The sequence below is a fragment of the Streptomyces sp. NPDC034670 genome (genome assembly GCF_055574875.1).
Map to the genome: position 1 here is coordinate 21,900 of NZ_JBVITR010000014.1, position 26,952 is coordinate 48,851.

The 26,952-nt window shown below is 74.0% G+C and carries 23 protein-coding genes; 14 read left to right on the forward strand and 9 right to left on the reverse strand.

The window, feature by feature from the left end; genetic code table 11:
- Positions 1-177: 177 nt before the first annotated feature.
- The 3 genes from ACZ56B_RS12730 (at position 178) to tyrS (ending at position 4,427) form a co-directional block, all read left to right on the forward strand.
- Positions 178-1,701 carry a TldD/PmbA family protein gene (locus ACZ56B_RS12730; RefSeq protein WP_468789143.1) on the forward strand — a complete coding sequence of 508 codons (1,524 nt, stop codon included), beginning with the start codon at positions 178-180 and terminating at the stop codon, positions 1,699-1,701.
- Positions 1,698-3,092 (forward strand): metallopeptidase TldD-related protein, encoded by a 1,395-nt coding sequence (locus tag ACZ56B_RS12735; RefSeq protein WP_468789145.1) that lies wholly within the window; start codon positions 1,698-1,700, stop codon positions 3,090-3,092. Before ACZ56B_RS12730 ends, ACZ56B_RS12735 begins: the two co-directional genes overlap by 4 nt.
- Positions 3,093-3,158: 66 nt before the next feature.
- Positions 3,159-4,427: a tyrosine--tRNA ligase gene (tyrS, locus tag ACZ56B_RS12740; protein WP_468789147.1), complete on the forward strand. Its 1,269-nt coding sequence runs from the start codon at positions 3,159-3,161 to the stop codon at positions 4,425-4,427.
- A gap of 109 nt (positions 4,428-4,536) precedes the next feature.
- On the opposite strand, the gene ACZ56B_RS12745 is transcribed toward tyrS, so the two are convergent.
- Positions 4,537-4,821: a GlsB/YeaQ/YmgE family stress response membrane protein gene (locus ACZ56B_RS12745; RefSeq protein ID WP_468789149.1), complete on the reverse strand. Its 285-nt coding sequence runs from the start codon at positions 4,819-4,821 to the stop codon at positions 4,537-4,539.
- Positions 4,822-5,064: 243 nt separating this feature from the next.
- On the opposite strand from ACZ56B_RS12745, the gene ACZ56B_RS12750 reads away from it, so the two are divergent.
- Both ACZ56B_RS12750 and ACZ56B_RS12755 read left to right on the forward strand, forming a co-directional pair.
- On the forward strand, positions 5,065-5,463 hold the full coding sequence (locus ACZ56B_RS12750) for a DUF3099 domain-containing protein (protein ID WP_468789151.1): 399 nt from the start codon (positions 5,065-5,067) through the stop codon (positions 5,461-5,463).
- A gap of 244 nt (positions 5,464-5,707) precedes the next feature.
- A complete protein-coding gene (locus ACZ56B_RS12755; protein WP_468789153.1) occupies positions 5,708-5,932 on the forward strand; it encodes a hypothetical protein in 225 nt (74 codons plus the stop codon).
- Positions 5,933-5,956: 24 nt separating this feature from the next.
- Here the strand turns inward: ACZ56B_RS12755 and moaA are convergent, their stop codons facing one another.
- The 3 genes from moaA to ACZ56B_RS12770 form a co-directional block, all read right to left on the reverse strand.
- Positions 5,957-6,946, reverse strand: a complete 990-nt coding sequence (gene moaA, locus ACZ56B_RS12760) for a GTP 3',8-cyclase MoaA (RefSeq protein WP_468789155.1) — start codon at positions 6,944-6,946, stop codon at positions 5,957-5,959.
- 168 nt (positions 6,947-7,114) lie between these two features.
- Complete coding sequence (locus ACZ56B_RS12765) at positions 7,115-8,743, reverse strand: solute symporter family protein (RefSeq protein WP_468789156.1); 1,629 nt, start codon at positions 8,741-8,743, stop codon at positions 7,115-7,117.
- Positions 8,740-9,096, reverse strand: a complete 357-nt coding sequence (locus ACZ56B_RS12770; protein ID WP_468789157.1) for a DUF485 domain-containing protein — start codon at positions 9,094-9,096, stop codon at positions 8,740-8,742. Before ACZ56B_RS12770 ends, ACZ56B_RS12765 begins: the two co-directional genes overlap by 4 nt.
- 344 nt (positions 9,097-9,440) lie before the next feature.
- Here ACZ56B_RS12770 and ACZ56B_RS12775 point away from each other — a divergent pair, with 344 nt between their 5' ends.
- The 9 genes from ACZ56B_RS12775 (at position 9,441) to ACZ56B_RS12815 (ending at position 20,175) form a co-directional block, all read left to right on the forward strand.
- A complete protein-coding gene (locus ACZ56B_RS12775; RefSeq protein ID WP_468789158.1) occupies positions 9,441-10,973 on the forward strand; it encodes a S8 family serine peptidase in 1,533 nt (510 codons plus the stop codon).
- Between the two features lie 61 nt (positions 10,974-11,034).
- Positions 11,035-12,576 (forward strand): S8 family serine peptidase, encoded by a 1,542-nt coding sequence (locus ACZ56B_RS12780; RefSeq protein WP_468789160.1) that lies wholly within the window; start codon positions 11,035-11,037, stop codon positions 12,574-12,576.
- A 118-nt stretch (positions 12,577-12,694) separates the two neighbouring features.
- Positions 12,695-14,104 carry a CoA transferase gene (locus tag ACZ56B_RS12785; protein WP_468789162.1) on the forward strand — a complete coding sequence of 470 codons (1,410 nt, stop codon included), beginning with the start codon at positions 12,695-12,697 and terminating at the stop codon, positions 14,102-14,104.
- A 152-nt stretch (positions 14,105-14,256) separates the two neighbouring features.
- Positions 14,257-15,264 carry a CopD family protein gene (locus tag ACZ56B_RS12790; protein WP_468789164.1) on the forward strand — a complete coding sequence of 336 codons (1,008 nt, stop codon included), beginning with the start codon at positions 14,257-14,259 and terminating at the stop codon, positions 15,262-15,264.
- A 71-nt stretch (positions 15,265-15,335) separates the two neighbouring features.
- Positions 15,336-16,316: a DEDDh family exonuclease gene (locus ACZ56B_RS12795; protein WP_468789166.1), complete on the forward strand. Its 981-nt coding sequence runs from the start codon at positions 15,336-15,338 to the stop codon at positions 16,314-16,316.
- Between the two features lie 118 nt (positions 16,317-16,434).
- Entirely contained in the window at positions 16,435-16,668 is a 234-nt protein-coding gene (locus ACZ56B_RS12800; RefSeq protein ID WP_468789168.1) for a hypothetical protein, read from the forward strand.
- A gap of 49 nt (positions 16,669-16,717) precedes the next feature.
- Positions 16,718-17,515, forward strand: coding sequence for an SURF1 family cytochrome oxidase biogenesis protein (locus ACZ56B_RS12805; protein WP_468789170.1), 798 nt, complete (start codon positions 16,718-16,720; stop codon positions 17,513-17,515).
- A 117-nt stretch (positions 17,516-17,632) separates the two neighbouring features.
- Entirely contained in the window at positions 17,633-19,414 is a 1,782-nt protein-coding gene (locus ACZ56B_RS12810) for a glycoside hydrolase family 15 protein (protein WP_468789172.1), read from the forward strand.
- Between the two features lie 5 nt (positions 19,415-19,419).
- On the forward strand, positions 19,420-20,175 hold the full coding sequence (locus ACZ56B_RS12815; RefSeq protein WP_468789174.1) for an SDR family oxidoreductase: 756 nt from the start codon (positions 19,420-19,422) through the stop codon (positions 20,173-20,175).
- A 136-nt stretch (positions 20,176-20,311) separates the two neighbouring features.
- Here the strand turns inward: ACZ56B_RS12815 and ACZ56B_RS12820 are convergent, their stop codons facing one another.
- The 5 genes from ACZ56B_RS12820 to ACZ56B_RS12840 all read right to left on the reverse strand — a co-directional run bounded on the left by ACZ56B_RS12820 (position 20,312) and on the right by ACZ56B_RS12840 (position 26,928).
- A complete protein-coding gene (locus ACZ56B_RS12820; protein ID WP_468789176.1) occupies positions 20,312-21,115 on the reverse strand; it encodes an enoyl-CoA hydratase/isomerase family protein in 804 nt (267 codons plus the stop codon).
- A gap of 148 nt (positions 21,116-21,263) precedes the next feature.
- Positions 21,264-21,485 carry a helix-turn-helix domain-containing protein gene (locus tag ACZ56B_RS12825; RefSeq protein ID WP_361035204.1) on the reverse strand — a complete coding sequence of 74 codons (222 nt, stop codon included), beginning with the start codon at positions 21,483-21,485 and terminating at the stop codon, positions 21,264-21,266.
- A gap of 384 nt (positions 21,486-21,869) precedes the next feature.
- Positions 21,870-23,468 carry an ABC-F family ATP-binding cassette domain-containing protein gene (locus ACZ56B_RS12830; RefSeq protein ID WP_468789178.1) on the reverse strand — a complete coding sequence of 533 codons (1,599 nt, stop codon included), beginning with the start codon at positions 23,466-23,468 and terminating at the stop codon, positions 21,870-21,872.
- A 751-nt stretch (positions 23,469-24,219) separates the two neighbouring features.
- Positions 24,220-25,632 (reverse strand): hypothetical protein, encoded by a 1,413-nt coding sequence (locus tag ACZ56B_RS12835; protein ID WP_468789180.1) that lies wholly within the window; start codon positions 25,630-25,632, stop codon positions 24,220-24,222.
- Positions 25,633-25,800: 168 nt separating this feature from the next.
- Positions 25,801-26,928: an alpha/beta hydrolase gene (locus tag ACZ56B_RS12840; RefSeq protein WP_468789182.1), complete on the reverse strand. Its 1,128-nt coding sequence runs from the start codon at positions 26,926-26,928 to the stop codon at positions 25,801-25,803.
- Positions 26,929-26,952 lie beyond the last annotated feature (24 nt).

Genomic DNA, 26,952 nt, shown 5'->3' on the forward strand with positions numbered 1-26,952 from the left:
CCGACGGGCGGCTCTGTCGGATCCCTACAGTCGCACGTCCCGCCGGCGCCCCCGGTCCCGGCGCTCCCGGGGAGCGGGGACACCGCGGCCCGCACGTTCCGCGGAGCGCGGACCGTGCGGCATGATTCACTGCCCGTGACGGTCCTCCCGGCTCGCACCCCGAAGGGAAACCACACCGTGCCCCATGAAGTCGACCAGTCGTTCCTGGCACTGCCCCTGCGCGCCCTCGCCGACGCCGCGCTGGCCCGCGCGCGGGCGCTCGGGGCGGAGCACGCGGACTTCCGCCTGGAGCGGGTGCGCAGCGCGTCCTGGCGGCTGAGGGACGCCAGACCCGCCGGGTCGTCGGACACCACCGACCTCGGATACGCGGTGCGCGTGGTGCACGGCGGGACGTGGGGGTTCGCCTCCGGGGTGGACCTCACCCTCGACGCCGCCGCGAAGGTCGCCTCGCAGGCGGTGGCGATGGCGAAGCTGTCCGCCGAGGTGATCCGGGCCGCGGGGGCGCGGGAGAGGGTGGAGCTGGCCGACGAGCCGGTGCACGCCGGGAAGACCTGGGTGTCGTCGTACGAGATCGACCCGTTCACCGTGCCCGACGGGGAGAAGACCGGGCTGCTGGCCGAGTGGAGCGCGCGGCTGCTGGCGGCGGACGGGGTGGACCACGTCGACGCCTCGCTGCTCACCGTGCACGAGAACAAGTTCTACGCCGACACCGCCGGGACCGTGACCACGCAGCAGCGCGTCCGGCTGCACCCGGTGCTCACGGCCGTGTCGGTGGACGGCTCCAGCGGGGAGTTCGACTCCCTGCGCACCCTCGCGCCGCCCGTCGGCCGCGGCTGGGAGTACCTGAGGGGCACCGGCTGGGACTGGGACGACGAGCTGGAGCGGATGCCGGAGCTGCTCGCCGAGAAGATGCGGGCGCCGAGCGTCGAGCCGGGGCCGTACGACCTGGTGGTCGATCCCTCCAACCTGTGGCTGACCATCCACGAGTCCATCGGGCACGCCACCGAGCTGGACCGCGCGCTCGGCTACGAGGCGGCCTACGCCGGCACCTCCTTCGCCACCTTCGACCGGTTGGGGAAGCTGAAGTACGGCTCGGAGCTGATGAACGTCACCGGCGACCGCACCGCCGAGCACGGCCTGGCGACCGTCGGCTACGACGACGAGGGCGTCGAGGCGCAGTCCTGGGACCTGGTGAAGGACGGCACGCTGGTCGGCTACCAGCTGGACCGGCGGATCGCGAGGCTGACCGGGTTCGAGCGGTCCAACGGGTGCGCCTTCGCCGACTCCCCCGCCCACGTGCCGGTGCAGCGCATGGCCAACGTGTCGCTGCGGCCCGACCCGGCGGGGATGTCGACGGAGGACCTGATCGGGGGCGTGGACCGGGGCATCTACGTCGTCGGCGACCGGTCGTGGAGCATCGACATGCAGCGGTACAACTTCCAGTTCACCGGGCAGCGCTTCCACCGGATCGAGAACGGCCGGATCACCGGGCAGCTGCGGGACGTCGCCTACCAGGCGACGACCACCGACTTCTGGGGTTCCATGGCGGCGGTCGGCGGTCCGCAGACGTACGTCCTGGGCGGTGCCTTCAACTGCGGCAAGGCCCAGCCGGGGCAGGTGGCGGCGGTCTCGCACGGCTGCCCGTCCGCCCTCTTCAAGGGAGTCAACATCCTGAACACGACGCGGGAGGCCGGTCGATGAGCGCGCGTAGCACCAAGCCCCACGAGATCGTCGAGCGCGCCCTGGACCTGTCCCGGGCCGACGGCTGCGTCGTGATCGCCGACGAGCACTCCACCGCCAACCTGCGCTGGGCGGGCAACGCGCTGACCACGAACGGGGTCACGCGCGGGCGCACGCTCACCGTGATCGCCACCGTGGACGGCGCGCAGGGCACCGCCTCCGGGGTGGTGTCCCGGTCCGCGGTGACCGTGGACGAGCTGGAGTCCGTGGTGCGGGCGGCCGAGGACGCCGCGCGGGCGGCGGGGCCGGCCGAGGACGCCCGGCCGCTGGTCACGGGCACGGCGCCGTCGCCCGGGTTCACGGAGGCGCCGGCCGAGACGTCCTCGGCCGTGTTCGCCGACTTCGCGCCGGCGCTCGGCGAGGCGTTCGCCCGCGCCCGTACGGGCGGCCGGGAGCTGTACGGCTTCGCCCACCACGAGATGGTCTCCAGCTACCTGGGGACGTCGACGGGACTGCGGCTGCGGCACGACCAGCCGAACGGGACGCTGGAGCTGAACGCCAAGTCGCCGGACCGCACGCGCTCGGCGTGGGCGGGGCGCTCCACGCGGGACTTCGAGGACGTCGACCCGGCGGCGCTCGACGCGGAGCTGGCCGTACGGCTCGGATGGGCGAAGCGGCGCCTGGAGCTGCCCGCGGGCCGGTACGAGACGCTGCTGCCGCCGACCGCCGTGGCGGACCTGCTGATCTACCAGCTGTGGTCGGCCTCGGGCCGGGACGCGGCCGAGGGCCGCACGGTGTTCTCCCGGCCGGGCGGCGGGACCCGGATCGGCGAGCGGCTGACCGGGCTGCCGCTGACCCTGCGCAGCGACCCGGACGAACCGGGCCTGGAGTCGGCGCCCTTCGTGATCGCGCACTCCTCCGGCGGCGACCGGTCGGTGTTCGACAACGGGCTGCCGCTGACGGCCACGGAGTGGATCCGCGAGGGCGAGCTGAACCGCCTGACCACCAGCCGGCACGGCGCGGACCTGACCGGGCTGCCCGTGGCGCCGGCGATCGACAACCTGATCCTCGACGGGGGCGAGGACCGCTCCCTGGAGGAGATGGTGGCGGCCACCGGGCGCGGACTGCTGCTGACCTGCCTGTGGTACATCCGCGAGGTCGACCCGGCGACCCTGCTGCTGACCGGTCTCACCCGGGACGGCGTCTACCTCGTCGAGAACGGCGAGGTGACCGGCGAGGTCAACAACTTCCGGTTCAACGAGTCGCCGGTGGACCTGCTGGGCCGGGCCGCCGAGGCGGGCCGTACGGAGAGGACGCTGCCCCGGGAGTGGGGCGACTGGTTCACCAGGGCGGCGATGCCGGCACTGCGTGTCCCCGACTTCAACATGAGCTCGGTCAGCCAGGGCGTATAACCTCGTAGGCGTCCACAGTCGGCCGTCACCCGAACGGCCGAAGATCATCGAGGAGACACGAGAACCGTGACGGACATCGTCGACGAGCTGAAGTGGCGCGGGCTGTTCGCCCAGTCCACCGACGAGGACGCTTTGCGCAAGGCGCTCGCGGACGGTCCCGTCACGTTCTATTGCGGCTTCGACCCGACCGCGCCGTCGCTGCACGTGGGGCACCTGGTGCAGGTGCTCACCCTGCGCCGGCTCCAGCAGGCCGGTCACCGGCCGCTGGCGCTGGTCGGCGGGGCCACGGGCCAGATCGGCGACCCCCGTCCGACCGCGGAGCGCACGCTGAACCCGCCGGAGACCGTCGCCGGCTGGGTCGAGCGGCTGCGCGGCCAGATCGAGCCGTTCCTGTCCTTCGAGGGCGAGAACGCGGCCGAGATGGTCAACAACCTCGACTGGACGCAGAACCTCTCCGCCATCGAGTTCCTGCGGGACGTCGGCAAGCACTTCCGGGTCAACAGGATGCTGACGAAGGACTCCGTCGCCCGGCGGCTGGAGTCCGCCGAGGGCATCAGCTACACGGAGTTCAGCTACCAGCTGCTGCAGGCCATGGACTTCCTGCAGCTGTACCGCAGGTACGGCTGCACGCTCCAGCAGGGCGGCAGCGACCAGTGGGGCAACCTCACGGCCGGGCTGGACCTGATCCACCGGCTGGAGCCGGGCGCCACCGTCCACGCCTACGCGACGCCGCTGATGACGAAGGCGGACGGCACCAAGTTCGGCAAGACCGAGAGCGGCGCCGTCTGGCTCGACCCGGAGATGACGACGCCGTACGCGTTCTACCAGTTCTGGCTGAACACGGACGACCGGGACGTCTCCCGGTACCTGCGCATCCTGTCCTTCCGGTCCCGCGCGGAGCTGGAGGAGCTGGAGCGGCAGACCGAGGAGCGGCCGCAGGCCCGGGCCGCGCAGCGCGCCCTGGCGGAGGAGCTGACGACCCTGGTGCACGGCGCCGACCAGACGGCCGCCGTGATCGCCGCGTCCAAGGCCCTCTTCGGCCAGGGCGAGCTGGCGGACCTGGACGAGAGGACCCTCGCGGCGGCCCTCTCCGAGGTGCCGCACGTCCGGGTGGCCGAGCTCGGCCCGGTCGTCGACCTGTTCGCCGAGGTCGGCCTGGTGGCGAGCAAGTCGGCCGCGCGGCGCACGGTGAAGGAGGGCGGTGCCTACGTGAACAACGCCAAGGTCACCGCCGAGGACGCCGTGCCCGCGCGGGAGGAGCTGCTGCACGGACGCTGGCTGGTGCTGCGCCGGGGCAAGAAGAACCTGGCGGCGGTGGAGCTCGCGGGCGCCTGAGCGGGCGGGCCGCGGGTCCTCACCCGACGGGGCGGTTTCCGGGACGCGTCCGGAGGCCGCCCCGTCGTGCGTCCGCCTCGTGGGGCGCCCGCGGCGCGCGGCGGGTCCGTCAGACCCGCTGCCCCTGGTGCCGCCTGCGCTGCATCGCGTTGTACAGCATGTCGACGAGGAAGACGATGACGACCGCCGCCGCCACCTGGAAGATGTGCCGCCCCCAGTCGATGCCCCGGGTCTCCGCGATCCCGAAGCCCCGTGCGATCGCGTTGCCCGCGATCGCACCGAGGATGCCGCAGATGGTGCTCAGCCACAGCGGGATGTGCTGCTTGCCCGGGATCACCGCCTTGGCGATCAGGCCGAGCACGAATCCCACGATGATCGCCCACAACCAGCCCATGGCTGCCTCCTGTACGACGTGACGCGGACATTACGGCCAGTGTCGGCCGAGCCCCGGTACGGCGCATGTCGGACGGTGCCGTGCGCACGGCGGCGCGGACCGGGTGGACGGGTGCGGGGTGCCCCGGGCTCGTGACCCGGGTGGGGGCGGCGTAACGTGGAGCTGTCCGGGCCCGGTGCCCCCGGCCGGTCACGGAACGGTCGAAGCGGGGAAGAGTCCGATGCGGGCGGATGGTGGAATGCGATGCGCAAGCAGCATGGCGGCGGCGGCGCCCAGGTGTTCCGGATCACCGGCGCCCGGACGGGCCTCCAGGAGGACGTGCGCGGGCGGCAGCGCCGCTACGTGATCTCGATGACCGTCCGTACGCTCTCGGTCATCCTCGCGGCCACGCTCTGGAACGTGGAGCGGCACGTGGCGATCGTGGCGCTGGTCCTGGGGGCGGTGCTCCCCTACATCGCCGTGGTGATCGCCAACGCGGGTCGCGAGAGCGCGCCGTCGCTGCCGTCGACGTTCGTGACGATGCCGGTGAAGCCGATGATCGCGCCGTCGCAGCAGGACGACGGTGACGCGGGACCGGACGCGCGGGACGCGGCGTCCGGGTCCTCGGCGGGCGCACGGACGGAGCAGTCCGAGCGGTCGTGAGGACCGGGCGGACCGGGGAAACGGCGCCGGACGGCAGGCACTTCCCCGCCAAGCTCAGGCGGACCTCGGATCAATCATGCTGTTCCGGTGCCGGGGGCGGGGTGACCCGTGACATACTTCGTACGCGCTCCGCATCCCCCGTCGGAGCGACGGACCGACGCCGGGCAGCTCCCCCCGTGGCTGCTCGGCGTCGCCTTTTCCCGTGCCCGCGCACTGCGCCGGTCGGGTTAGGGTCGGCGGTGTGATGGTCCCTGATCCCGAGACGCCGATCTGCTCCGCCAAGGGCTGCCGTGCCGCCGCCGTGTGGGTGCTCGCCTGGAACAACCCGAAGGTCCACACGCCGGAGCGCCGCAAGACGTGGCTGGCGTGCGAGGAGCACCGTGAGCACCTGTCGCAGTTCCTCGGGGTGCGCGGGTTCCTGAAGGACGTCGTGCGGTTCGAGGACTGGCGGGCGGTCGGGGAGGCGTAGCCCGCCGCCGTGGTGCGCGGCCCGTCAGCCGCCGATCGCCGACATCGGGCGGTCCGGCTGGACGAAGGACGGGTCGTCCAGGCCCGCGCCCGCCTTCTTGCCCCACATGGCCAGCTTCCACCGGCGGGCGATCTCCTCGTCGGGGGCGCCGGAGCGCAGGGCGGCGCGCAGGTCCGTCTCCTCGGTGGCGAACAGGCAGGTGCGGACCTGCCCGTCGGCCGTCAGGCGGGTGCGGTCGCAGGCGCGGCAGAAGGGGCGGGTGACGGAGGCGATGACACCGACGCGGTGCGGTCCGCCGTCGACCAGCCAGCGCTCGGCCGGTGCCGAACCGCGTGCCTCGTCGCCCTCCGGGGTGAGCGTGAAGCGGGTGCGCAGGGAGGCCAGGACGTCCCCGGCGGTGATCATGCCGTCGCGCCGCCAGCCGTGCTGGGCGTCCAGGGGCATCTGCTCGATGAAGCGCAGCTCGTAGTCGTGCTCCACGGCCCAGGCGAGGAGGTCGGGGGCCTCGTCGTCGTTGAGCCCCGGCATCAGGACCGCGTTCACCTTCACCGGGGTCAGCCCGGCCTCCCGGGCCGCGTGCAGACCGTCCAGGACGTCCTGGTGGCGGTCGCGGCGGGTCAGGGCCTTGAAGACGTCCGGGCGCAGGGTGTCGAGGGAGACGTTGACCCGGTCCAGGCCCGCCGCCCGCAGGGCGGACGCGGTGCGCTTCAGCCCGATGCCGTTGGTGGTGAGGGACGTCCGCGGGCGGGGCTCCAGGGCGGCGACGCGCTCGACGATGCCGGCCAGGCCGGGGCGCAGCAGCGGTTCGCCGCCGGTGAAGCGGACCTCCTCGACGCCCAGGCGGGTGACGGCGATGCCGACGAGGCGCACGATCTCGTCGTCCGTGAGCAGGTCGGGCTTGGCCAGCCACTGCAGGCCCTCCTCGGGCATGCAGTAGGTGCACCGCAGGTTGCACCGGTCGGTGAGCGAGACCCTCAGGTCGGTGGCCACTCGGCCGTAGGTGTCGACGAGCACGGGGCCCCTCCCTCGACGCGGATTCACTCCTGCCTCCGTACCACGAGCCTACGCGACACCGCCGACGGGCAGGGGGGCGCCGGCCCGCGGCGGCCGCGGTGACGGCACGCCGCGGCCGCGGCGCGGGGACCGTGAAGGTCCGCGCGCCGCGGCCGCCCGGGACGCGGGTCAGTGGGCGCCGGTGCCGGTCAGCGACCGGACCTCCAGCTCCGCGTACTTCTTGACGTCGGGCTCCTCCTTGGACAGGACGGTGCCCAGCCAGCCCATCAGGAAGCCGAACGGGATGGAGATGAGGCCCGGGTTCTTCAGCGGGAACCAGGCGAAGTCGACGTCGGGGAACATCGCCGTGGGGTCGCCGGAGACCACGGGCGAGAACAGCACCAGGCCGACGGCCACGATGAGGCCGCCGTAGATCGACCACAGCGCGCCCTGGGTGGTGAACCGCTTCCAGAACAGGCTGTAGAGGATGGTCGGCAGGTTGGCGGACGCGGCGACCGCGAACGCCAGCGCGACCAGGCCGGCCACGTTGAGGTCGCGGGCGAGGGCGCCGAGCGCGATGGAGACGACGCCGATGAAGACGGTCGCCCAGCGGGCCGCCCTCATCTCCTCCTTCTCGGTGGCCTTCCCCTTGCGGATGACGTTGGCGTAGATGTCGTGCGCGAAGGAGGACGACGAGGCGAGGGTGAGGCCGGCGACCACGGCGAGGATCGTCGCGAAGGCGACCGCCGAGATGGTCGCGAGCAGGATCGCGCCCCAGGTCGAGTCGACGCCGCCCACGTGCAGGGCGAGCAGCGGGGCGGCCGTGTTGCCGGACGGGTTGGACTCGATGATCTCGGTCCGCGAGATGAGCGCCGCGGCGCCGAAGCCGAGCGCGATGGTCATCAGGTAGAAGCCGCCGATGATGCCGATGGCCCAGTTCACGGACTTACGGGCGGCCTTGGCGTTGGGGACCGTGTAGAAGCGGATGAGGATGTGCGGCAGGCCGGCGGTGCCGAGCACCAGGGCGATGCCGAGGGAGATGAAGTCCAGCTTGGTGGTGCCGGTCGCGCCGTACTGGAGGCCGGGCTCCAGGAAGGCCGCGCCGTGGCCGCTGTTGTCGGCGGCCTTGCCCAGCAGGTCGGAGATGTTGAAGTTGAACTTCAGCAGCACCAGGAAGGTGATCAGGAGGGTGCCGCCGATGAGCAGCACGGCCTTGATCATCTGGACCCAGGTGGTGCCCTTCATGCCGCCGATGGAGACGTACACGATCATCAGGACGCCGACGAGGGCGACGATGAGGATCTTGCCGGCGTCGGAGGTGATGCCGAGCAGCAGCGAGACGAGGACGCCCGCGCCCGCCATCTGGGCCAGCAGGTAGAAGATCGACACGACGATGGTGGAGGTGCCGGCCGCGGTGCGCACGGGGCGCTGGCGCATGCGGTAGGCGAGGACGTCGCCCATGGTGTAGCGGCCGGAGTTCCGCAGGGGCTCGGCGACCAGGAGCAGTGCCACGAGCCAGGCGACCAGGAAGCCGATGGAGTAGAGGAAGCCGTCGTAGCCGAAGAGGGCGATGGCGCCCGCGATGCCGAGGAAGGACGCGGCCGACATGTAGTCGCCGGAGACCGCGAGGCCGTTCTGGAAGGCGCTGAACTGGCGCCCGCCCGCGTAGAAGTCGGCGGCGTCCTTGGTCTGGCGGCCCGCCCAGACGGTGACGCCGAGCGTCGCGACGACGAAGAGCGCGAACAGCGTGATGATGAGCGGCCGGTGCTCGCTGGCCTCGTTCGCGGCGAGCTGGACGTGGGTGATCGCGGGGCTCATGCGCCGCCCTCCATACGGGTCTTGATGGCCTCGGCCTTCGGGTCGAGCTTGGCGGCGGCGTGCCGGGAGTACCACCACGCGATGAGGAACGTGGTGACGAACTGCAGGATGCCGAAGACGAAGGCGACGTTGATGTTGCCGAACAGCTCGGTGCCCATGAAGCCGCCCGCGTAGTTGGAGAGCAGGACGTACAGCAGGTACCAGGCAATGAAGGCGACGGTCAGCGGGAAGGCGAAGGAGCGGTGGGAGCGGCGCAGTTCACCGAACTCCGCGCTCTCCTGCACCTCGGTGAACTCCTCGGGGGTGGGGAGTTTGCGTCGTTCCGTCGAGGGGGGCGGTGCTTCGGCGGCCACGGAGTCTCCTCGCGTAGTGGTGCGGTCGGACGGGACGGAAGGCGAGTGTCCCCGCGCTTCCTGCACAAGGGCACGGCGCCACGCGAGGACCGGTTCAACCGTCTCCGTTTCTTTCCCGGACGCCCCCGCGGAACCGCCCGCGGGGGCGTCGCGGGGAGCGTCGCCGGGACGTCGCACGGGAGGCCGGTGGGACATTCGGGGTCTTCTTTGTGAAGTCCTTCCGGGAAAACATTGCTGGCCAGCAACATCGCGGGATAGCTTCACCCTGCACCACCCGTCATGTACCTGCCCGAGCACCACCTGTGTCTCGGGCCGGTTCCGTTTCCGGATGATGTGGAGACCCCATGGCTCATCTGCGGTCCAGACGCCGACTCGCCCTCGCCGTCCCCGTCGTGCTGTCCCTGACCGCCTCGCTCGGCTTCCTGCCGGCGGCGGCTTCGGCCACCGAGGGGACGGCTCCGGCGGCCGAGCGGGCGACGGACGCGTCCGCCCTGGCGTACGTCGTCAACACCGAGGTGGACCGCCGCACGATCGCGTCGGTGGAGAAGGCGGTCGTCGCGGCCGGCGGGACCGTCGTGGTCACGTACGACCGGATCGGCGTGATCGTCGCCCACTCGGCGAACCCGGACTTCGGCGCGCAGATGAGGAAGGTGCGCGGCGTCCAGTCCGCCGGCGCCACCCGCACCGCGCCGCTGACCCGCGCCGGGACGACGGACGAGGGCGCCGCCGACTACGTGACGGCCGCCGAGGCCGCGCGGACGCGGGCCGCCTCCGCCGGGACCCCGGGCAGCGAGCCGCTCGAGGCCGACCAGTGGGACCTGCGGGCGATCGGCGCCGACAAGGCCGCGAAGATCAACCCGGGCAGCAGCAAGGTGACCGTCGCCGTGATCGACACCGGCGTCGACGACACCCACCCCGACCTCGCCCCGAACTTCTCCGCCGCCCAGTCGGCCAACTGCGTCGGCGGCAAGGCGGACACCAGCGAGGGCGCCTGGCGCCCGTACACGGACGAGGACTACCACGGCACCCACGTGGCCGGTGAGATCGCCGCCGCCCGCAACGGCATCGGCGTCGCCGGCGTCGCGCCCGGCGTGAAGGTCTCCGGCATCAAGGTGAGCGACCCGGACAACGGCCTCTTCTACCCGGAGAACGTCGTCTGCGCCTTCGTGTTCGCCGCCGACCACGGCGTCGAGATCACGAACAACAGCTACTACGTGGACCCGTGGCTGTACAACTGCAAGGACGACCCCGACCAGAAGGCGATCCTGGACGCGGTCAACCGCGCCCAGCTGTACGCCCAGCGCAAGGGCACCCTGCACGTCGCCTCGGCCGGCAACTCCAACCACGACCTGGCCTCGGACGCCATCGAGGACGCCTCCAGCCCCAACGACACCACGCCGGTGACGCGCACCATCGACCCGAGCGAGTGCCTGGACCTGCCGACGCAGCTGCCGGGCGTGGTCACGGTCAGCGCGACGGGCGTCCAGAACCTCAAGTCGTACTACTCCACGTACGGCAAGGGGATCGTGGACGTCGCGGCGCCGGGCGGCGACCGCCGCTACCAGCTGCCGGACACGCCGTCGAAGGACGGGCGCATCCTGTCCACCATGCCGAACGGCGAGTACGCCTTCCTGCAGGGCACCTCGATGGCCTCGCCGCACGCCGCCGGCGTCGCCGCGCTGCTGAAGTCCAAGCACCCGTGGGCCTCCCCGGCCGTGCTGCAGGCGATGCTGAAGGCGCAGGCGGACAACCCGGGCTGCCCGGAGACCTACGACCAGGACGGCGACGGCGTGCAGGACGCGACGTGCGAGGGCGGGAAGCTGGTCAACGGCTTCTACGGCTTCGGCATCGTCAACGCCCTGCGTGCCGTCAAGTGAGCCCCGCGGATGCGGAGTCCCGCTCCGTCCGCCCGTCCTTCGTGAACGAACTGGAGACCCCATGACCGCGTCCCACCCGCGCCGCCGCCGCGCACTCGTGGTCCCGGCCGGGATGGCCATGGCCACGACGCTCGCCTTCCTGCCGAACACCGCGGCCACCGCCGCTCCGGCCGCCTCCGGGGCGACCGGAGCGACCGCGTCCGCCGCCGGCGCGACCCCGCTCAGCTACGTCGTCAACGTCCGTGCCGGGCACGGCGCTCCGGCGCACGTGAGGAAGGCGATCGTCGCGGCCGGCGGCACCGTCGTGACGTCGTACGACCGGATCGGCGTCATCGTCGTCCACTCCTCGAACCCCGACTTCGCCGAGACCGTCCGCAAGGTGCGCGGGGTGCAGTCGGCCGGGGCCACCCGCAACGCGCCGCTGCCGTCGGCGGCCACCGCCGACACCGTCACCCCGAAGGTGCTCGGCGCGGCGGAGGTCGCCGAGGCCGCGGCCGCGGCCGCCGCGGACCAGGACCCGCTCCAGGGACTGCAGTGGGACCTGCCCGCCATCAAGGCGGACCGGGCGCACGAGAAGTCGCTGGGCAGCCCGGAGGTCACCGTCGCCGTCATCGACACCGGCGTCGACGACACCCACCCCGACATCGCGCCCAACTTCGACCGGGCCGCGTCGGTCAACTGCGTGACGGGCAAGCCCGACACCAGCGAGGGCGCCTGGCGGCCCGGTCCGTCGGAGAGCCCGCACGGCACGCACGTCGCCGGTGAGATCGCCGCCGCCAAGAACGGCGTGGGCATGACCGGCGTGGCGCCCGGCGTGAAGGTCTCCGGCATCAAGGTGTCCAACCCGGACGGCTACTTCTACACCGAGGCCGTGGTGTGCGGCTTCATGTGGGCGGCCGAGCACGGGGTCGACGTGACCAACAACAGCTATTACACCGACCCCTGGTACTTCAACTGCACGGACGACCCGGACCAGAAGGCGCTCGTCGAGGCCGTCACCCGGGCGTCGCGGTACGCGGAGAAGAAGGGCGCGGTCAACGTGGCCGCGGCCGGCAACGAGAACTACGACCTCTCGGCCGACGAGATCGCCGACCCGGTCTCCCCGAACGACGGCACGCCGTCGGAGCGGGTGATCGACCCGTCCGAGTGCCTCGACATACCGACCCAGTTGCCGGGTGTCGTGACGGTCGCGGCGACCGGCGCCAAGGGGTTGAAGTCGTCCTTCTCCAACTACGGCCGGGGGGTCGTCGACATCGCCGCGCCCGGCGGCGACTCGACGGCGTACCAGCCGCCGGCGGCCCCCGCCACCAGCGGCCTGATCCTGGGCACGCTGCCCGGCGGCAAGTGGGGCTACATGGCGGGCACGTCGATGGCGTCCCCGCACGTCGCGGGCGTCGCGGCACTGATCAAGTCGACGCGTCCGCACGCCTCGCCGGCGCTGGTGAAGGCCCTGCTGTACGCGCAGGCCGACCCCGTCGCGTGCACGGACCCGTACGACATCGACGGCGACGGCAAGGCCGACGCGGTGTGCGAGGGCCCGAGGAACCGCAACGGTTTCTACGGCCGGGGCACGGCCGACGCGCTGGACGCGGTGACGCGGTAGCCGTCGGACAGGACCGACGACGGCGGAAGGGCCGGGCGTCACGCCCGGCCCTTCCGCTGTCCGGGCCCCTGACCGGCCCCTTCTCCCATCGGCCGCGCCGATGCCGCATAGTGCGGTCATGGAGCCCCTCACGACCGCCTGGTCCGCCCTGGGCGGCGATCCCGCCCTCCTCGCCCACGTGTCGGCCGTCGAACGCCCCGGCGTGCTGCGGGCGCGCCTGCCGGTACGGGAGACGGCACGCGCCTGCGTGGGCGCGTGCGCGCTGGCCGCCGCGGAGCTGGGGGCGCGGCGGGCCGGGCTCGCCGGCGTGCCGGCGGTGCGGGTGGACGACGGGGCCGTGGCGACGGCGTTCACCAGCGAGCGGTGGCTGCGGATCGACGGGCGGGCGCCGGTCGCCTTCGCACCGCTGTCGCGGTTCTGGCGCACGGCCGGCGGATGGGTGCGCACCCACGCCAACTACCCGCACCACCGGGCCCGGTTGCTCGCCGCGCTGGGCGTGCCGGACCGTCCGGAAGCGGTGGCGGCGGCGCTCGCCGAACGGTCGGCGCGGGAGGTGGAGGAGACCGTGTACGCGGCCGGGGGCCTCGCCGTCGCCCTGCGGACGCCCGGGCAGTGGGCGGCGCACGAGCAGGCGGCCGCGGTGGGAGGGCTCCCCCTGGTGGAGCGGGGGCGGCTGGACTCCGCCCGCCCGCGGGCGGGCACGCGCGTGGGCCGGGACCCGCTGCTGCCCGCCGCCGGACTGCGGGTGCTGGACCTCACCCGGGTCCTCGCGGGGCCGGTCGCCACCCGCACGCTCGCCCTGCTCGGCGCGGACGTGCTGCGCGTGGACGCCCCGTGGCTGCCCGAACTCGCCGACCAGCACGCCGACACGGGGTTCGGGAAGCGGTCGGCGGGGCTGGACCTGGTGGCCGACCGCGGCACCTTCGAGGAGCTGCTCGCGGCGGCGGACGTGGTGGTCACCGGGTACCGTCCGGGCGCGCTGGACCGCCTGGGGCTGACCCCCGAGGCGCTGGCCGGGCGCCGGCCCGGCGTGGTGGTGGCCCAGCTGTCGGCGTGGGGCGCCCGCGGGCCGTGGGGCGGCCGGCGCGGCTTCGACAGCCTGGTGCAGGCGGCCACGGGGATCGCGGCGACCGAGGGCTCGGCCCGCCGGCCGGGCGCCCTGCCGGCCCAGGCGCTCGACCACGGCACCGGATACCTGCTGGCGGCCGGGGTGCTGCGGGCGCTCACCGACCAGCTGGACGGGGGCGGCGGCAGGGTCGTGCGGGTGGCACTGGCGCGGACCGCGGGGTGGCTGCTCGAAGCGGCCGGGGGCGCGGGGGCGGGGGCCGAGGGGGCCCCGGGCGCGGGGGCCGAGGAGGGTCCGGACGGGCGGGGGGACGGGGTGCCCGCCGACGCCTGGCTCGCGCGGCGCGACGGTCCCCTCGGAACGCTGCGGTACGCGCTGTCCCCGGTGTCGTTCGCCGGCGGCCCGGACGACTGGGCGCGGCCGCCCGGGCCGTGGGCGGCCGATCCGGCGCGCTGGGAGTGAGACCGGGCCGGCGCCGCGGGCGGGCCGGTTTCCCCGCGGCGAGCGGGACGCGGGAGCGGCCGGCGGGCCGGAACGCCCCGTCGGCGCGGAATGTCCCGCTTCTTTTCGCCCCGGACTTGCCCGGTTCTGTGGGCACTGGTGAAGATCCTGGGGTGACTCTGACGAATCCCAGGTCCCGGGCGACCGGTACGCACAGGGGCGCCGGGCGTCCCGGCGCCGGCCGGGCCGTCGCCGTGATCGTGCTGGTGGCGCTGGCCTCGCTGATACCGCTCCTCGGCCCGTCCCCCGCCCTGCACGGCACCGGGGAGGACGAAGCGCCCGGCACCGGCGGCATAGCCCTGCTGCGCGCGGTGCTGTTCGCGGCGCTGTCCGTGCCCGTGGGCGAGCTGTTCGTCAACCGCCTGGTCCGTTCCGTGCCCGGCGCCCCCGCGGCCGTGCCCCGCAGCTGGTCCGTCGCGGCGGGCGCCGTCGGCTTCGTGGCCGCCCTCGGACTCGCCTCCGTGGTGGCCACCGGCAATCTGGTCCCCGACAGCCCGGCCGCCGTCGACGTCGGCGGCCTGTACGCGACCCGGGACGGCAAGCTCGCCCTCCTGGAGGTCAACGCCTTCCTCGCGGCGGCCCTGTGCGCCGCTTCCCGCCGTCCGGGCACCCAGGCCCTGCCGCTGGCCGTGGTGATCGTCGCGGAGGCCCTGCGCGCGCATCCGACGACCGAGTACAGCCCGCTCGTCGGCTCCGGGCTGACGCTGGTGCACCTGACCTGCTCGTCCCTGTGGGTGGGCGGCCTGCTGTACGCGCTGCGCGTCCTGCGGCGGTGGCGGGGGGCGGAGGCGGGCGCCGTGCTGCTGGGGCGCTACGCCCGCGTGGCGGCCCTCCTGCTCGCCGCCCTCACCGCCACGGGGGTGTGCAGTTCGCTGCGCCGGATGCCGCCGGAGACGGTCCTGGAGCAGCTGACGGACACGGCGTACGGACGCGTCCTGCTCGCCAAGGTGATCCTGATGGCCGGTGTCGCCGCCCTCGCCCTGTGGGCCCGGATCCGGCTGGCCCGCGCGGCCGACCCGCTGACCGCCGCCGCCCCCGCGCGGGCGGAGGTGTACGTGCTGGGCGCGGTGGTCGCCGTCTCGGGCCTGCTGACGGCCGTGCCGGTGCCGATCCGCTGGTGAGGACCGGCGAAGGGCCGCGCACGGCACCTGACGGACGGTGCTGTCAGTCGCGGCCCGTATCCTCGTGAACCATGCTCGAAGACCTCACGACCGCGGCGTCCTCCCCCACCGTGTGGCCGGCCGCGTACCCGCAGGGGTACGCGGTCGTCGACGTGGAGACCACGGGGCTGGCCCGCGACGACCGCATCATCTCCGCGGCCGTCTACCGGCTGGACGCGCGCGGTGAGGTCGAGGACCACTGGTACACGGTGGTCAATCCGGAGCGGGACCCGGGCCCGGTGTGGATCCACGGTCTGACGAGCGAGGCGCTGGAGGGGGCCCCCCTCTTCCGCGACGTCGCCGAGGAGTTCGCGGACCGGCTCCGGGACCGGGTGCTCGTCGCGCACAACGCCGTCTTCGACTGGCAGATGATCGCCCGGGAGTACGCCCGTGCCCGGAGCGAGGCGCCGGTCAAGCAGCGGCTGTGCACCATCGCCCTTTCGAAGGAACTCGGGCTTCCGCTGCCCAACCACAAGCTGGAGTCGCTCGCCGCGCACTTCGGCGTCGTCCAGCGGCGGGCGCACCACGCGCTGGACGACGCGCGCGTGCTGGCGGAGGCGTTCCGGCCCAGCCTGCGGGCCGCCGCGGCGGGCGGTGTGCGGCTGCCGCTGCACGAGTGCCGGCCGCTGACCGAGTGGACGGACCGGCCCCGCACCGGGCAGCAGGCGGGGTACGGCCACCGGACGGCCGGCTGGCGCCCGTCCCGCAGGAGGCCCGCCTGCCCCTATCCCAACCCGGGGCGCTACACACCGGGCGGACGGCTCAAGCAGGGCATGCGGGTGGCCTTCTCCGGCGACACCTCCGTCGAGCGGGACCTGCTGGAGGACCGCGCGACCGAGGCCGGGCTGCACGTCGCCGGCAGCCTGTCCCGGCTCACCAGCCTCCTGGTCACCAACGATCCGGACTCGGGCACCTCCAAGACGGTCAAGGCCCGGCAGTACGGCACGCCGATCGTCGACGAGGCCGCGTTCGGCCAGCTGCTCGGGGACGTCGAGCCCGCCGCGGAGGACTGACCGGCGCCGCGGGGCGGTCCGCGAACCGGAGGAGGCGGACCGCGCGGACGGGTGATTGCCGGGCGACTCGCCCGCCGTCCGCTCGCCCGCGCCGGGCCGGCGGCCCACCCTGTGGCGCATGGCGACATGCGAAGTGTGCGGCAACGACTACGGAATGACCTTCGAGGTGCACGCGCAGGGCGCGGTGCACGTCTTCGACTGCTTCTCCTGCGCGATCCACCGCATGGCCCCGATCTGCGAGCACTGCCGGGTGCAGATCATCGGCCAGGGCGTGGAGGCCGACGGCCACTGGTACTGCGGCGCCCACTGCGCCCGCGCCGAGGGGAGGACGGGGATCGTCGACCGGGTGTGAGGGGGCACCCGCTGCCGGAAACCCCGCGTCCGGGTTGTACGGTCGTGGGGTGTACCGCTTCCTGTTGTCCCGCCAGTGGGTGATCCTCACCCTCGTGGCGCTCGTGCTCGTCCCGACGATGATCGAGCTGGGCTTCTGGCAGCTGCACCGCCACGAGCGCCGCGTCGCACTGAACCGGGTGATCTCCGACTCCCTGGCCGCGGAACCGGTGCCGGTCGGGTCCCTGACCGCGCCCGGGGCGAAGGTCGACGGCGACGACCGGTACCGCAGGGTGACGGCGAAGGGCCGCTTCGACACCGGCGGCGAGGTCGTCGTGCGCCGCCGCACCAACGCGGACGACAAGGTCGGCTACCACGTGCTGACCCCCTTCGTCCTCGACGACGGCAGGGTCCTCCTGGTCAACCGGGGCTGGATCCCCTCCAACGGGCCGAGCCAGACCGCGTTCCCCGAGATCCCCGCGCCGCCGGAGGGGGAGATCACCGTCACCGGGCGGCTGATGCCGGACCAGACGACCGAGGAGAGCGGCATCAAGGACCTCCAGGGGCTGCCCGACCGGCAGGTCATGCTGATCAGCAGCGGGCAGGCGGCCGAGCGCCTCGGCAAGGAGGTCCTCGGCGGTTACATCGACCTGACCTCCCCCCGCCCGGCGGGGGACACGCCGGAGCCGATCCCCGACCCCGAGCACGACGGCATCGGCAACCACCTGGCGTACGCCGTCCAGTGGTGGCTGTTCGCCGCGGGCGTCCCCGTCGGCTGGGTGGTCCTGGTCCGCCGCGAAGTCCGGGACCGCGCGGAGGCGGCTGCCGGGAAGGCGGACGCCGAGGACGCGGAACCGGCGGCGGTCTAGGGCTCTTCCGTCCGGATCGGGCCGGGCCCCGGCACGCGGCGCCCCGGCCCCGGCGGCCCGTCGCGCACCCGGCTCCGCCCCTGATTGCCGCGCCGGACGGCCGGGCATCCGCACTCTGTGCACCGTATCGAGGACTACGCGCTCATCGGCGACGAGCAGACCGCGGCCCTGGTGGGCACGGACGGCTCGGTCGACTGGCTCTGCCTGCCCCGCTTCGACTCGGCGTCCTGCTTCGCCCGGCTGCTCGGTGACGAGGACAACGGCCACTGGCGCATCGCCCCCGTCGGCGCGGACCGCTGCACCCGCCGCTCCTACCGCCCCGACACCCTGGTCCTGGACACCGAGTGGGAGACCCCCGGCGGGACGGTGCGGGTCACCGACCTGATGCCCCAGCGCGACCGCGCGCCCGACCTGGTGCGCATCGTGCAGGGCGTGCGCGGCGAGGTGACGGTGCACAGCACCCTCCGGCTGCGCTTCGACTACGGCTCGATCGTGCCCTGGGTGCGCAGGGAGGACGGCCACCGGGTGGCGGTCGCCGGGCCGGACTCGGTGTGGCTGCGCAGCGAGCCGGAGGTGCGCACCTGGGGCGAGGACCTCGGCACGCACTCGGAGTTCACGGTGCGGGAGGGCGAACGGGTCGCGTTCGTGCTCACCTGGCACCCGTCCCACGAGCCCCGGCCGGCGCTCGTCGACCCCTACTCCTCGCTGCGGCACAGCACCGCGGACTGGCGCGCCTGGGCGGCCCGCTGCCGCTACGACGGACCGCACCGGGACGCGGTCGTCCGCTCGCTGATCACCCTCAAGGCGCTCACCTACGCCCCCACCGGCGGGATCGTCGCCGCGCCCACCACCTCGCTGCCGGAGGAGCCGGGCGGGGTGCGCAACTGGGACTACCGCTTCTGCTGGCTGCGGGACTCCACCCTCACGCTGAACGCGCTGCTGGCGGCCGGGTACCAGGAGGAGGCGCAGGCCTGGCGCGACTGGCTGCTGCGCGCGGTCGCGGGCGATCCGGCGGACCTGCGGATCATGTACGGCCTGGCGGGCGAACGGCGGCTGCCCGAGTTCGAGCTGCCGTGGCTGTCCGGCTTCGAGAACTCCGCGCCCGTACGGGTCGGCAACGCCGCCGTGGACCAGCTCCAGCTGGACGTGTACGGCGAGGTCATGGACTCCCTGGACCTGGCCCGGCGTTCGGGGCTGTCCCCGAAGCCGGACGTGTGGGCGCTGCAGGCGGCCCTGATCGACTTCCTGCGCACGGCGTGGCGGCAGCCGGACGAGGGGCTGTGGGAGGTGCGCGGCGGCCGGCGCCACTTCGTGCACTCCAAGGTGATGGTGTGGGTGGCGGCCGACCGCGCCGTGCGCACGCTCGAGGAGCACCCGGACTTCGACGGCGACCTCGACGGCTGGCGGGCGCTGCGCGACGAGGTGCACCGGGAGGTGTGCGAGCGGGGCTACGACCCCGAGCGGAACACCTTCACGCAGTACTACGGCTCGCGGGAGCTCGACGCCGCCCTGCTGCTGATCCCCCGGGTGGGTTTCCTGCCGCCGGACGATCCGCGGGTGCTCGGCACCATCGACGCGGTCCGCGCGGAGCTGGAGCAGGACGGTCTGCTGCGCCGCTACTCCACCGACCGGGCGACCGTCGACGGGCTGCCCGGCGACGAGGGCACGTTCCTGGTGTGCACGTTCTGGCTCGCGGACGCCCTGCACATGACGGGCCGGCCCAAGGAGGCGCGCGCGCTGTTCGAGCGGCTGCTGGGCCTCGCCAACGACGTGGGCCTGCTGGCGGAGGAGTACGACCCGGTGGAGGGGCGGCTGCTGGGCAACTTCCCGCAGGCGTTCAGCCACATCGGCCTGGTGAACACCGCCCTCGCCCTGTTCGGGGACGAGGAGGCAGGATAAGGACCATGGATCTTGGACTGAGGGACCGGGTGTACGTCGTCACCGGGGCGACCCGCGGGCTGGGCGGCGCCTCCGCGCGCGAGCTGGTCGCCGACGGCGCGAAGGTGGTCGTGACGGGGCGGGAGGAGGAGGGCGTCGCCGGGGCGGCGTCCGCGCTCGGCCCGAACGCGGTCGGGGTGGCCGTCGACAACGCCGACCCCCGGGCGGCCGAGCTGCTGATCGGGACCGCGCGGGAGCGGTTCGGCCGCTTCGACGGCATCCTCGTCAGCGTGGGCGGACCGCCGCCGGGGTTCGTCGCCGACGCCACCGACGAGCAGTGGCGGGCGGCGTTCGAGTCCGTGTTCCTGGGTGCGGTGCGGCTGGCCCGGGCCGCCGCCGCGGAGCTGGACGAGGGCGGCGTCATCGGCTTCGTGCTGTCCGGTTCGGTGCACGAGCCGATCCCCGGCCTGACCATCTCCAACGGTCTGCGCCCCGGGCTCGCCGGTTTCGCCAAGTCCCTCGCGGACGAGCTGGGTCCGCGCGGCATCCGTGTCGTCGGCCTGCTCCCCGGCCGCATCGACACGGACCGGGTCCGCGAGCTGGACTCCCTGTCCGCCGACCCGGAGGCCACCCGCCGGGCGAGCGAGTCCCGCATCCCGCTGCGCCGCTACGGCACCCCGGAGGAGTTCGGCCGCACCGCGGCGTTCCTCCTCTCCCCCGCGGCCTCCTACCTGACGGGCGTGATGCTGCCGGTGGACGGCGGGGTGCGGCACGGGTTCTAGCCAGGGCGTGTCCCGACGGGCACCGCCCGCCCCCGTCGTCGGGCTCCGTGCCCCGCGTGTCGTCCCCGTCGTGCGGGCGTCCTCCGGGCAGCCGGGGGCGCGTCGGGGGCCCGGGCGCCGCCGGCTGCCCGGTGCGCTATTCGCCGAGGCCGGCCAGGTCGCGCAGGCGGCGGCCCTGCGCGGCGCGCTCGGCGGCCCGCTGCTCCTCGTACGTGCGGTCCTGCGCGCCGCGCAGCAGCGCCTTGGTCTCGATCACGGCGTCCCGGGGCGCGGCCAGCAGCGCCGCGGCCAGGTCCCGCACCGCCGCGTCCAGCTCGGCGGCGGGCACGGCGAGGTTGGCCAGGCCGGTGCTCACCGCCTCCTCGGCCGCGACGAAGCGGCCGGTCGCGCAGATCTCCAGCGCGCGGGCGTATCCGACGAGCCCGACCAGCGGATGGGTGCCGGTCAGGTCCGGGACCAGTCCGAGACTGGTCTCGCGCATGGCGAACTGCACGTCGTCCGCGACGACGCGCAGGTCGCAGGCGAGGGCCAGCTGGAAGCCCGCCCCGATGGCATGACCCTGCACGGCCGCGACGGAGACGATGTCGTTGCGCCGCCACCAGGTGAACGCCTCCTGGTACTCGGCGATGGTCGCGTCGAGCTCGGTCCCGGCGCTGCGCGCCAGGTCGAGGAACGAGGGTTCGCCCTCGATCCCCTCGGGCGTGAGCATCTGCCGGTCGAGCCCGGCGGAGAAGGACCTGCCCTCACCGCGCAGCACCACGACCCGGACGGATCCGGGCAGCAGCCGGCCCGCCTCGGTCAGCGCCCGCCACAGAGCGGGGCTCTGCGCGTTGCGCTTGGCCGGGTTGGTCAGCGTCACCGTGGCGATCGCGTCGTCGACGGTGAGCCGTACGCCGTCCTTGTCGAGTACCGGACCGAGGTCCTGGGCGGACGAAGCCATGGGGCGCCTCCGATGGGTGCGGTCGTCTTCCCGTGCCGCGCGACGGCGTCGGGCCGTCCTGCGGCACAGCTAAGTGACTGCACAGTAACCACCCGGCCGGTCAGTCGGCCGGCCGGGTGGCCACCACCGGGGTCGAGGGCGCCCGGGGTCAGTCCGAAGGGGCCTTCTTGCCCCGTGTCGCCCCGCCACGCCCTCGGAGCGTGACACCCGATTCGCTGAGCATGCGGTGCACGAAGCCATACGAGCGGCCGGTCTCCTCGGCCAACGCCCGGATGCTCGCACCGGCGTCGTACTTCTTCTTCAGGTCTGCCGCGAGCTTGTCGCGCGCGGCGCCGGTCACCCGGCTGCCCTTCTTCAGAGTCTCGGCCACCCGTGCCTCCTCATGGGAAGTGCGCTCTGGTCTCCTCATGATCACCCCTACCGGCCCTCATGGCCACCCATTCGGCAAGGTCCGTGAGACAAGGTTGTGACGACAGGAGCGCGTCCCCACATATGGAATCCGGCATTCCAGCCGGTGCCGCCGGTACCGCCGAACGGGTTCCTCCGTGAAGTCCCAGGTCAGAAAGGCGCGACGGCCGCACCCCGGCACAGGGGGACGCGGCCGCGACATGGCTGTAGGACACACCTCGGTACGAGGAGATCTCACACGAATGATGGATCACCGATGGGCCGAATGATCCATACGCCGTGGATCATCCGTTCGATCACCCCGGGCTGACCGCTCGCGGACGCCCCGGGCGGCGGGCCGCCCCGCTCAGGCGAGGGCGACGAGGTCCGCGTAGTCGGATCCCCAGAGGTCCTCGACGCCGTCCGGCAGCAGGATGATCCGCTCCGGCTGGAGCGCCTCCACGGCGCCCTCGTCGTGCGTCACCAGCACGACCGCGCCCTGGTAGGTGCGCAGGGCGCCGAGGATCTCCTCGCGGCTGGCCGGGTCGAGGTTGTTGGTGGGCTCGTCCAGCAGCAGCACGTTCGCCGAGGAGACCACCAGGGTCGCGAGCGCCAGGCGGGTCTTCTCGCCGCCGGAGAGGACACCGGCGGGCTTGTCCACGTCGTCGCCGGAGAACAGGAACGAGCCGAGCACCTTGCGGACCTCGACGAGGTCCATGTCGGGCGCGGCGGAGCGCATGTTCTCCAGGACCGTGCGGTCGGGGTCGAGGGTCTCGTGCTCCTGGGCGTAGTAGCCGAGCTTGAGGCCGTGGCCGGGGACGACGGCTCCGGTGTCCGGCTGTTCGACGCCGGCCAGCAGCCTCAGCAGGGTGGTCTTGCCCGCGCCGTTGAGGCCGAGGATGACGACCCGGGAGCCCTTGTCGATGGCCAGGTCGACGTCGGTGAAGATCTCCAGCGAGCCGTACGACTTCGACAGGCCCTCGGCCATCAGCGGGGTCTTTCCGCAGGGGGCGGGCTCGGGGAAGCGCAGCTTGGCCACCTTGTCGGACTGGCGGACCTCCTCCAGGCCGGCCAGCAGGCGCTCGGCACGGCGGGCCATGTTCTGCGCGGCGACCGTCTTGGTGGCCTTGGCGCGCATCTTGTCGGCCTGCGCGTTGAGCGCGGCGGCCTTCTTCTCGGCGTTCTGCCGCTCGCGCCTGCGGCGCTTCTCGTCGGCCTCGCGCTGCTGCTGGTAGAGCTTCCAGCCCATGTTGTAGACGTCGATGGTGGCGCGGTTGGCGTCCAGGTAGAACACCTTGTTGACGACCGTCTCGACCAGGTCGACGTCGTGGGAGATGACGATGAACCCGCCGCGGTAGGTCTTGAGGTAGTCGCGCAGCCAGACGATCGAGTCGGCGTCGAGGTGGTTGGTCGGCTCGTCCAGCAGCAGCGTGTCCGCGTCCGAGAACAGGATCCGGGCCAGCTCGACCCGGCGGCGCTGACCGCCGGAGAGCGTGTGCAGCGGCTGGCCGAGCACCCGGTCGGGCAGGTTCAGCGCGGCGGCGATGGTGGCGGCCTCGGCCTCGGCGGCGTATCCGCCCTTGGTGAGGAACTCCGTCTCCTGGCGCTCGTACTGCCTGAGCGCCTTCTCGCGGGTGGCGCCCTGGCCGTTCGCGATCCGCTGCTCGTTGTCGCGCATCTTGCGGATCAGCACGTCCAGGCCGCGCGCGGAGAGGATGCGGTCGCGGGCGAGGACGTCGAGGTCGCCGGTGCGGGGGTCCTGGGGGAGGTAGCCGACCTCGCCGGAGCGGGTGATGGTGCCGGCCGCCGGGATGCCCTCCCCGGCGAGGCACTTGGTGAGGGTGGTCTTGCCCGCGCCGTTGCGGCCGACCAGGCCGATGCGGTCGCCCTTGGCGACGCGGAAGGTGGCGCTCTCGATGAGGACACGGGCACCGGCGCGCAGCTCGATGCCGGAGGCGGAGATCACGGACAGACTCCTGGGCGGTGGGGGTCCCCCTGCTCGAGCGGGGCCGAGGACTCGGGGGAAGGGGCGGGACGGGCGGCTGAGGACGTTCCCGCCGTCTAATGCGCGAGGAGAATGGCCATGCGAGCCATTCTAACGGGGCCGTGCAAGCGGTTTTCCTGCCCGCGGCGTCCCGCCCCCGTCCCGCCCCCTCCTCCCCCTCCCGCTCCCCGCGCGCGCACCGGGTGCTGTCCGTGGCCGGTGCCACACCGAGCGGCGACGGGGCGTCCGGCGACGTCCGGCCGCTCCGGCCACGACGCACGAGGGAGTGATCGCCGTGGCGGGCACCGGCGGCGGGCGTCCGGGCGTCCTCCCGACGCTGCCGTACGCGGACGCGAAGGCGGCGGTCCGGCAGCTCACCGAGACCTTCGGCGTCACGGGGATGCCGGGGTGCGAGGGCGAGGACGGCACGGTGCCGCACGCCGGGCCGGCGCGGGGCGACGGCGCGGTGACGCCGGGCCCCGAGGGGCGCGGCGGGGTGTTCGGCACCGCGACGAGGGGCGCGGGCCCGGCCGGGGTGCACGTCGTCGTGGACGACGTCGACGCACACCACCGGCGGGCGGTGGAGCAGGGCGCGGAGGTCCTGGCGCCTCCGACGGACCAGGACCACGGCTCGCCGGACTGCCCGGCCCGGGACCTCGAGGGCGGTCTCCGGGGCTTCGGCACGTACGCGCCCGGGACCGGGACCTGCGGCGCGGCGGGGCCGCCGGCGGGGTCAGCCCCCGGTGTGCACCTGGAAGGCGGCCCGGCGGACGATCTTGGCCAGGGCGGGGTCGGGGTGCGCGGCGGCGAGCGCGACCAGGACCTGCACGGTGCGCGGGTGGCCGACGGCGCGCACCTCGTCGAGCAGGGCGGGCACGGTCGGCTGCACGGCGGACTCCAGGTGCCGGACCAGCAGGGGGGCCTCGCCGTGGTCGGCGACGGCGGCCGCGGTGTCCACCCACAGCCAGGTCGCCTCCTCGCGGGTGAGGACCGCGTGGGCGTCCTCGGGGTCGGCGCCCTCGTGCTCGGCGAGCCACAGCAGGGCGTAGGGCCGCAGCGTCGGCTCGTCGAGCACGGCGCGGACCTCGGGTTCGGCGGGGGCGCCGACCACCCGCAGGGCCTCGAAGGCGAGGCCGCGCAGCAGGGCGTCCTCGCCCCGGGCGGCGCGGATCAGCTCGGTGACGGCGCTGCCGACCGGGCGGGCGGCGAGCCAGGCCCGGTACTCGGCGCGGGCCGCGCCCGGCCGCAGCCGGGCACAGCCGCGGAGCATGTCCTCGGCGCCCTGCTCGATGTTCCCGGCCGGGCTCTGCGCGGCGACGCAGATCTGCTCCAGTTTGACCCACACCGCCCAGTTGCCGAGCGGGGTGAGCGTGGCCTGCCCGTCGCCGTAGGTGAGGGCCCCGACGGAGGCGAGGGCGCGCAGGGCCCAGTCGAGCAGCGGCTCGAGCGGGGCGTCGGCGGCGGGCGGCCCGGCGGGCGCGGGGCGGTGGGCGGCCCGGGGCTGCGGGGCGTAGTCGACCTCGCAGCGCTCCGTGCGGAGTTCGGTGACCCGCTGCTCCAGGAGGTCGAGGAGCTGCGGCACGGGGACCGGGCCGGCGGACAGCTGGAGGAAGGAGAGCACCTGGGGCATGGCCGAGACGACCTCGGCGACGGCGGCGGGCTCGAACCCCTCGGGCTCCGGGTGGGCCAGCGACCAGGCGTCGAAGAGGGCGACCCAGCCGCGCAGCACGGCGCTGTCGTCGCGGTCCCAGGCGCGCAGCCGCCAGCCGGGGCGGGCGGTGCCGCCGTGCACCTCGATGAGGCCGGCCAGGCGGGCGGTGTCCCAGTCGGCGCGGACCCGATCCGGGGTCAGGCCCAGGTCGCGCGCCGCCCGTTCGGCCGACGCGTCGGAGAGGGTGGCCTTGCCGTCGGTGGTGGCGCCGGCCCGGCCGGGGCCGAGGGCGGCGTCGGCCCAGCGGGCGACGCGGGCCGCGCCGGCCAGACCGGAGCGTGCCATTCTGGCCAGTTCGGCCGGTGCCGGGGTGCCCTCCGGAGGGCGGGGCGCGGCGCGGCGCGGGCGCCGCTGGTTCATCGCTCTGGGGGCGGCGGCCAGGGGTCGTGGGCGGACGAGTCGAAGCCTGGAGTCGCGCGGGATACGGGACGTCACGGGTGCAGTCTCGCGGCTGACGGTCCGAAAACCCAAACGGAATGTCACCGTGGGCGATCGGGAGGGCCAACGCACCGGGTCCGGTGGGGGCCGGGGGAGGGAAACAGGCCAGTGGCCGGAGTCAAACGGAACCCCTGGGACCGGCCGCCCGGTCCCTGCGGGCCGCGGTCACATGAGGGGGGTGAGGAAGCGCCGCAGGGACTCCTCGTAGGTGTGCGGGTCGGCGTTCCACATCGCCGCGTGGGAGGCGCCCCTGACGGTGTGCAGCGTGGCGGTGTTCGGGTGGGCGGCGGCGAGGCGGCGGGAGAAGCGCCAGGGGGCCACCGTGTCGTCGGGCCCGTGGAAGATCTGCAGGGGGACGGTGATCTGGTCCGGGTGGACGACGCCGGGACCGCGGTCGCCGTACAGGCCGGTGCGCCCCTGCGCGGCGCGGACCGCGAGCGGCAGCAGCGCGCCGGGGGTGCGGCGGGCCGCGGCGAGGGCGCGCAGCGTCGCGTCCCAGCTGAGCACCGGGGAGTCCAGGACCAGCCCGGCGATGCGCTCGCGCGCCATGGAGCGCGCGGCGGTGCGCAGCGCCATGGTCGCGCCCGTGGACCAGCCGTACAGGACCACGTGCCGGGCGCCGGAGTCCACCGCGTGGTGCAGCGCCGCGTCGAGGTCGTGCCACTCGGTCTCGCCGAGGTGGTTGAGGCCGTCCGGGGAGCGCGGCGCGTCCGGGTCGCCCCGGTAGGCGAGGGCCAGCACGGGGAAGCGGTGGCGGCGCAGGAACTCCATGACGTTCAGGGTGTGTTCCCGGGTGGTGCCCAGGCCGTGCACCGCGAGCACCCAGGTGTCCCGGACGCCCGGCACGAACCACGCGGGGAGCGGGCCGAGGTCGCCGGGGACGGTGAGGTCGGTGTGGTCCAGGCCGAGGGCGGTGCCGGGGTCGCCGACGTACAGGTTCGGGGTGAGCCACGCGCGGTCGCCGGGCTCCGGGGTGCCGTAGGTGACGTGTTCCAGGCGGCGTACGACGGTGTCGGCGGAGCCGGGGGCACCGGCCAGCACGGGTCCGACGACCGCGTGGAAGCCGTCGCCGGCGAGACCGTGGCGTCCGGGCCGCAGCGCGGCGAGGTCCCGGGTGAGGCTGATCCGGCCGGCGGCGGTGCCGTGGACGGTGAGCCGGGGTTCGGTGGGCAGGGGCTCGCCCGGGGACACCTTGAGGGCGGCGTCGCTGGCGAGCCGGCCGGCGGCCACGGCCGCGGCGCCGGCCCCTATCACGGCGGTGACGGCAGCGGCCGTCGCTCTGGCAGTGCGCACAGCACCAGTGTCCCGGCGGAGGCG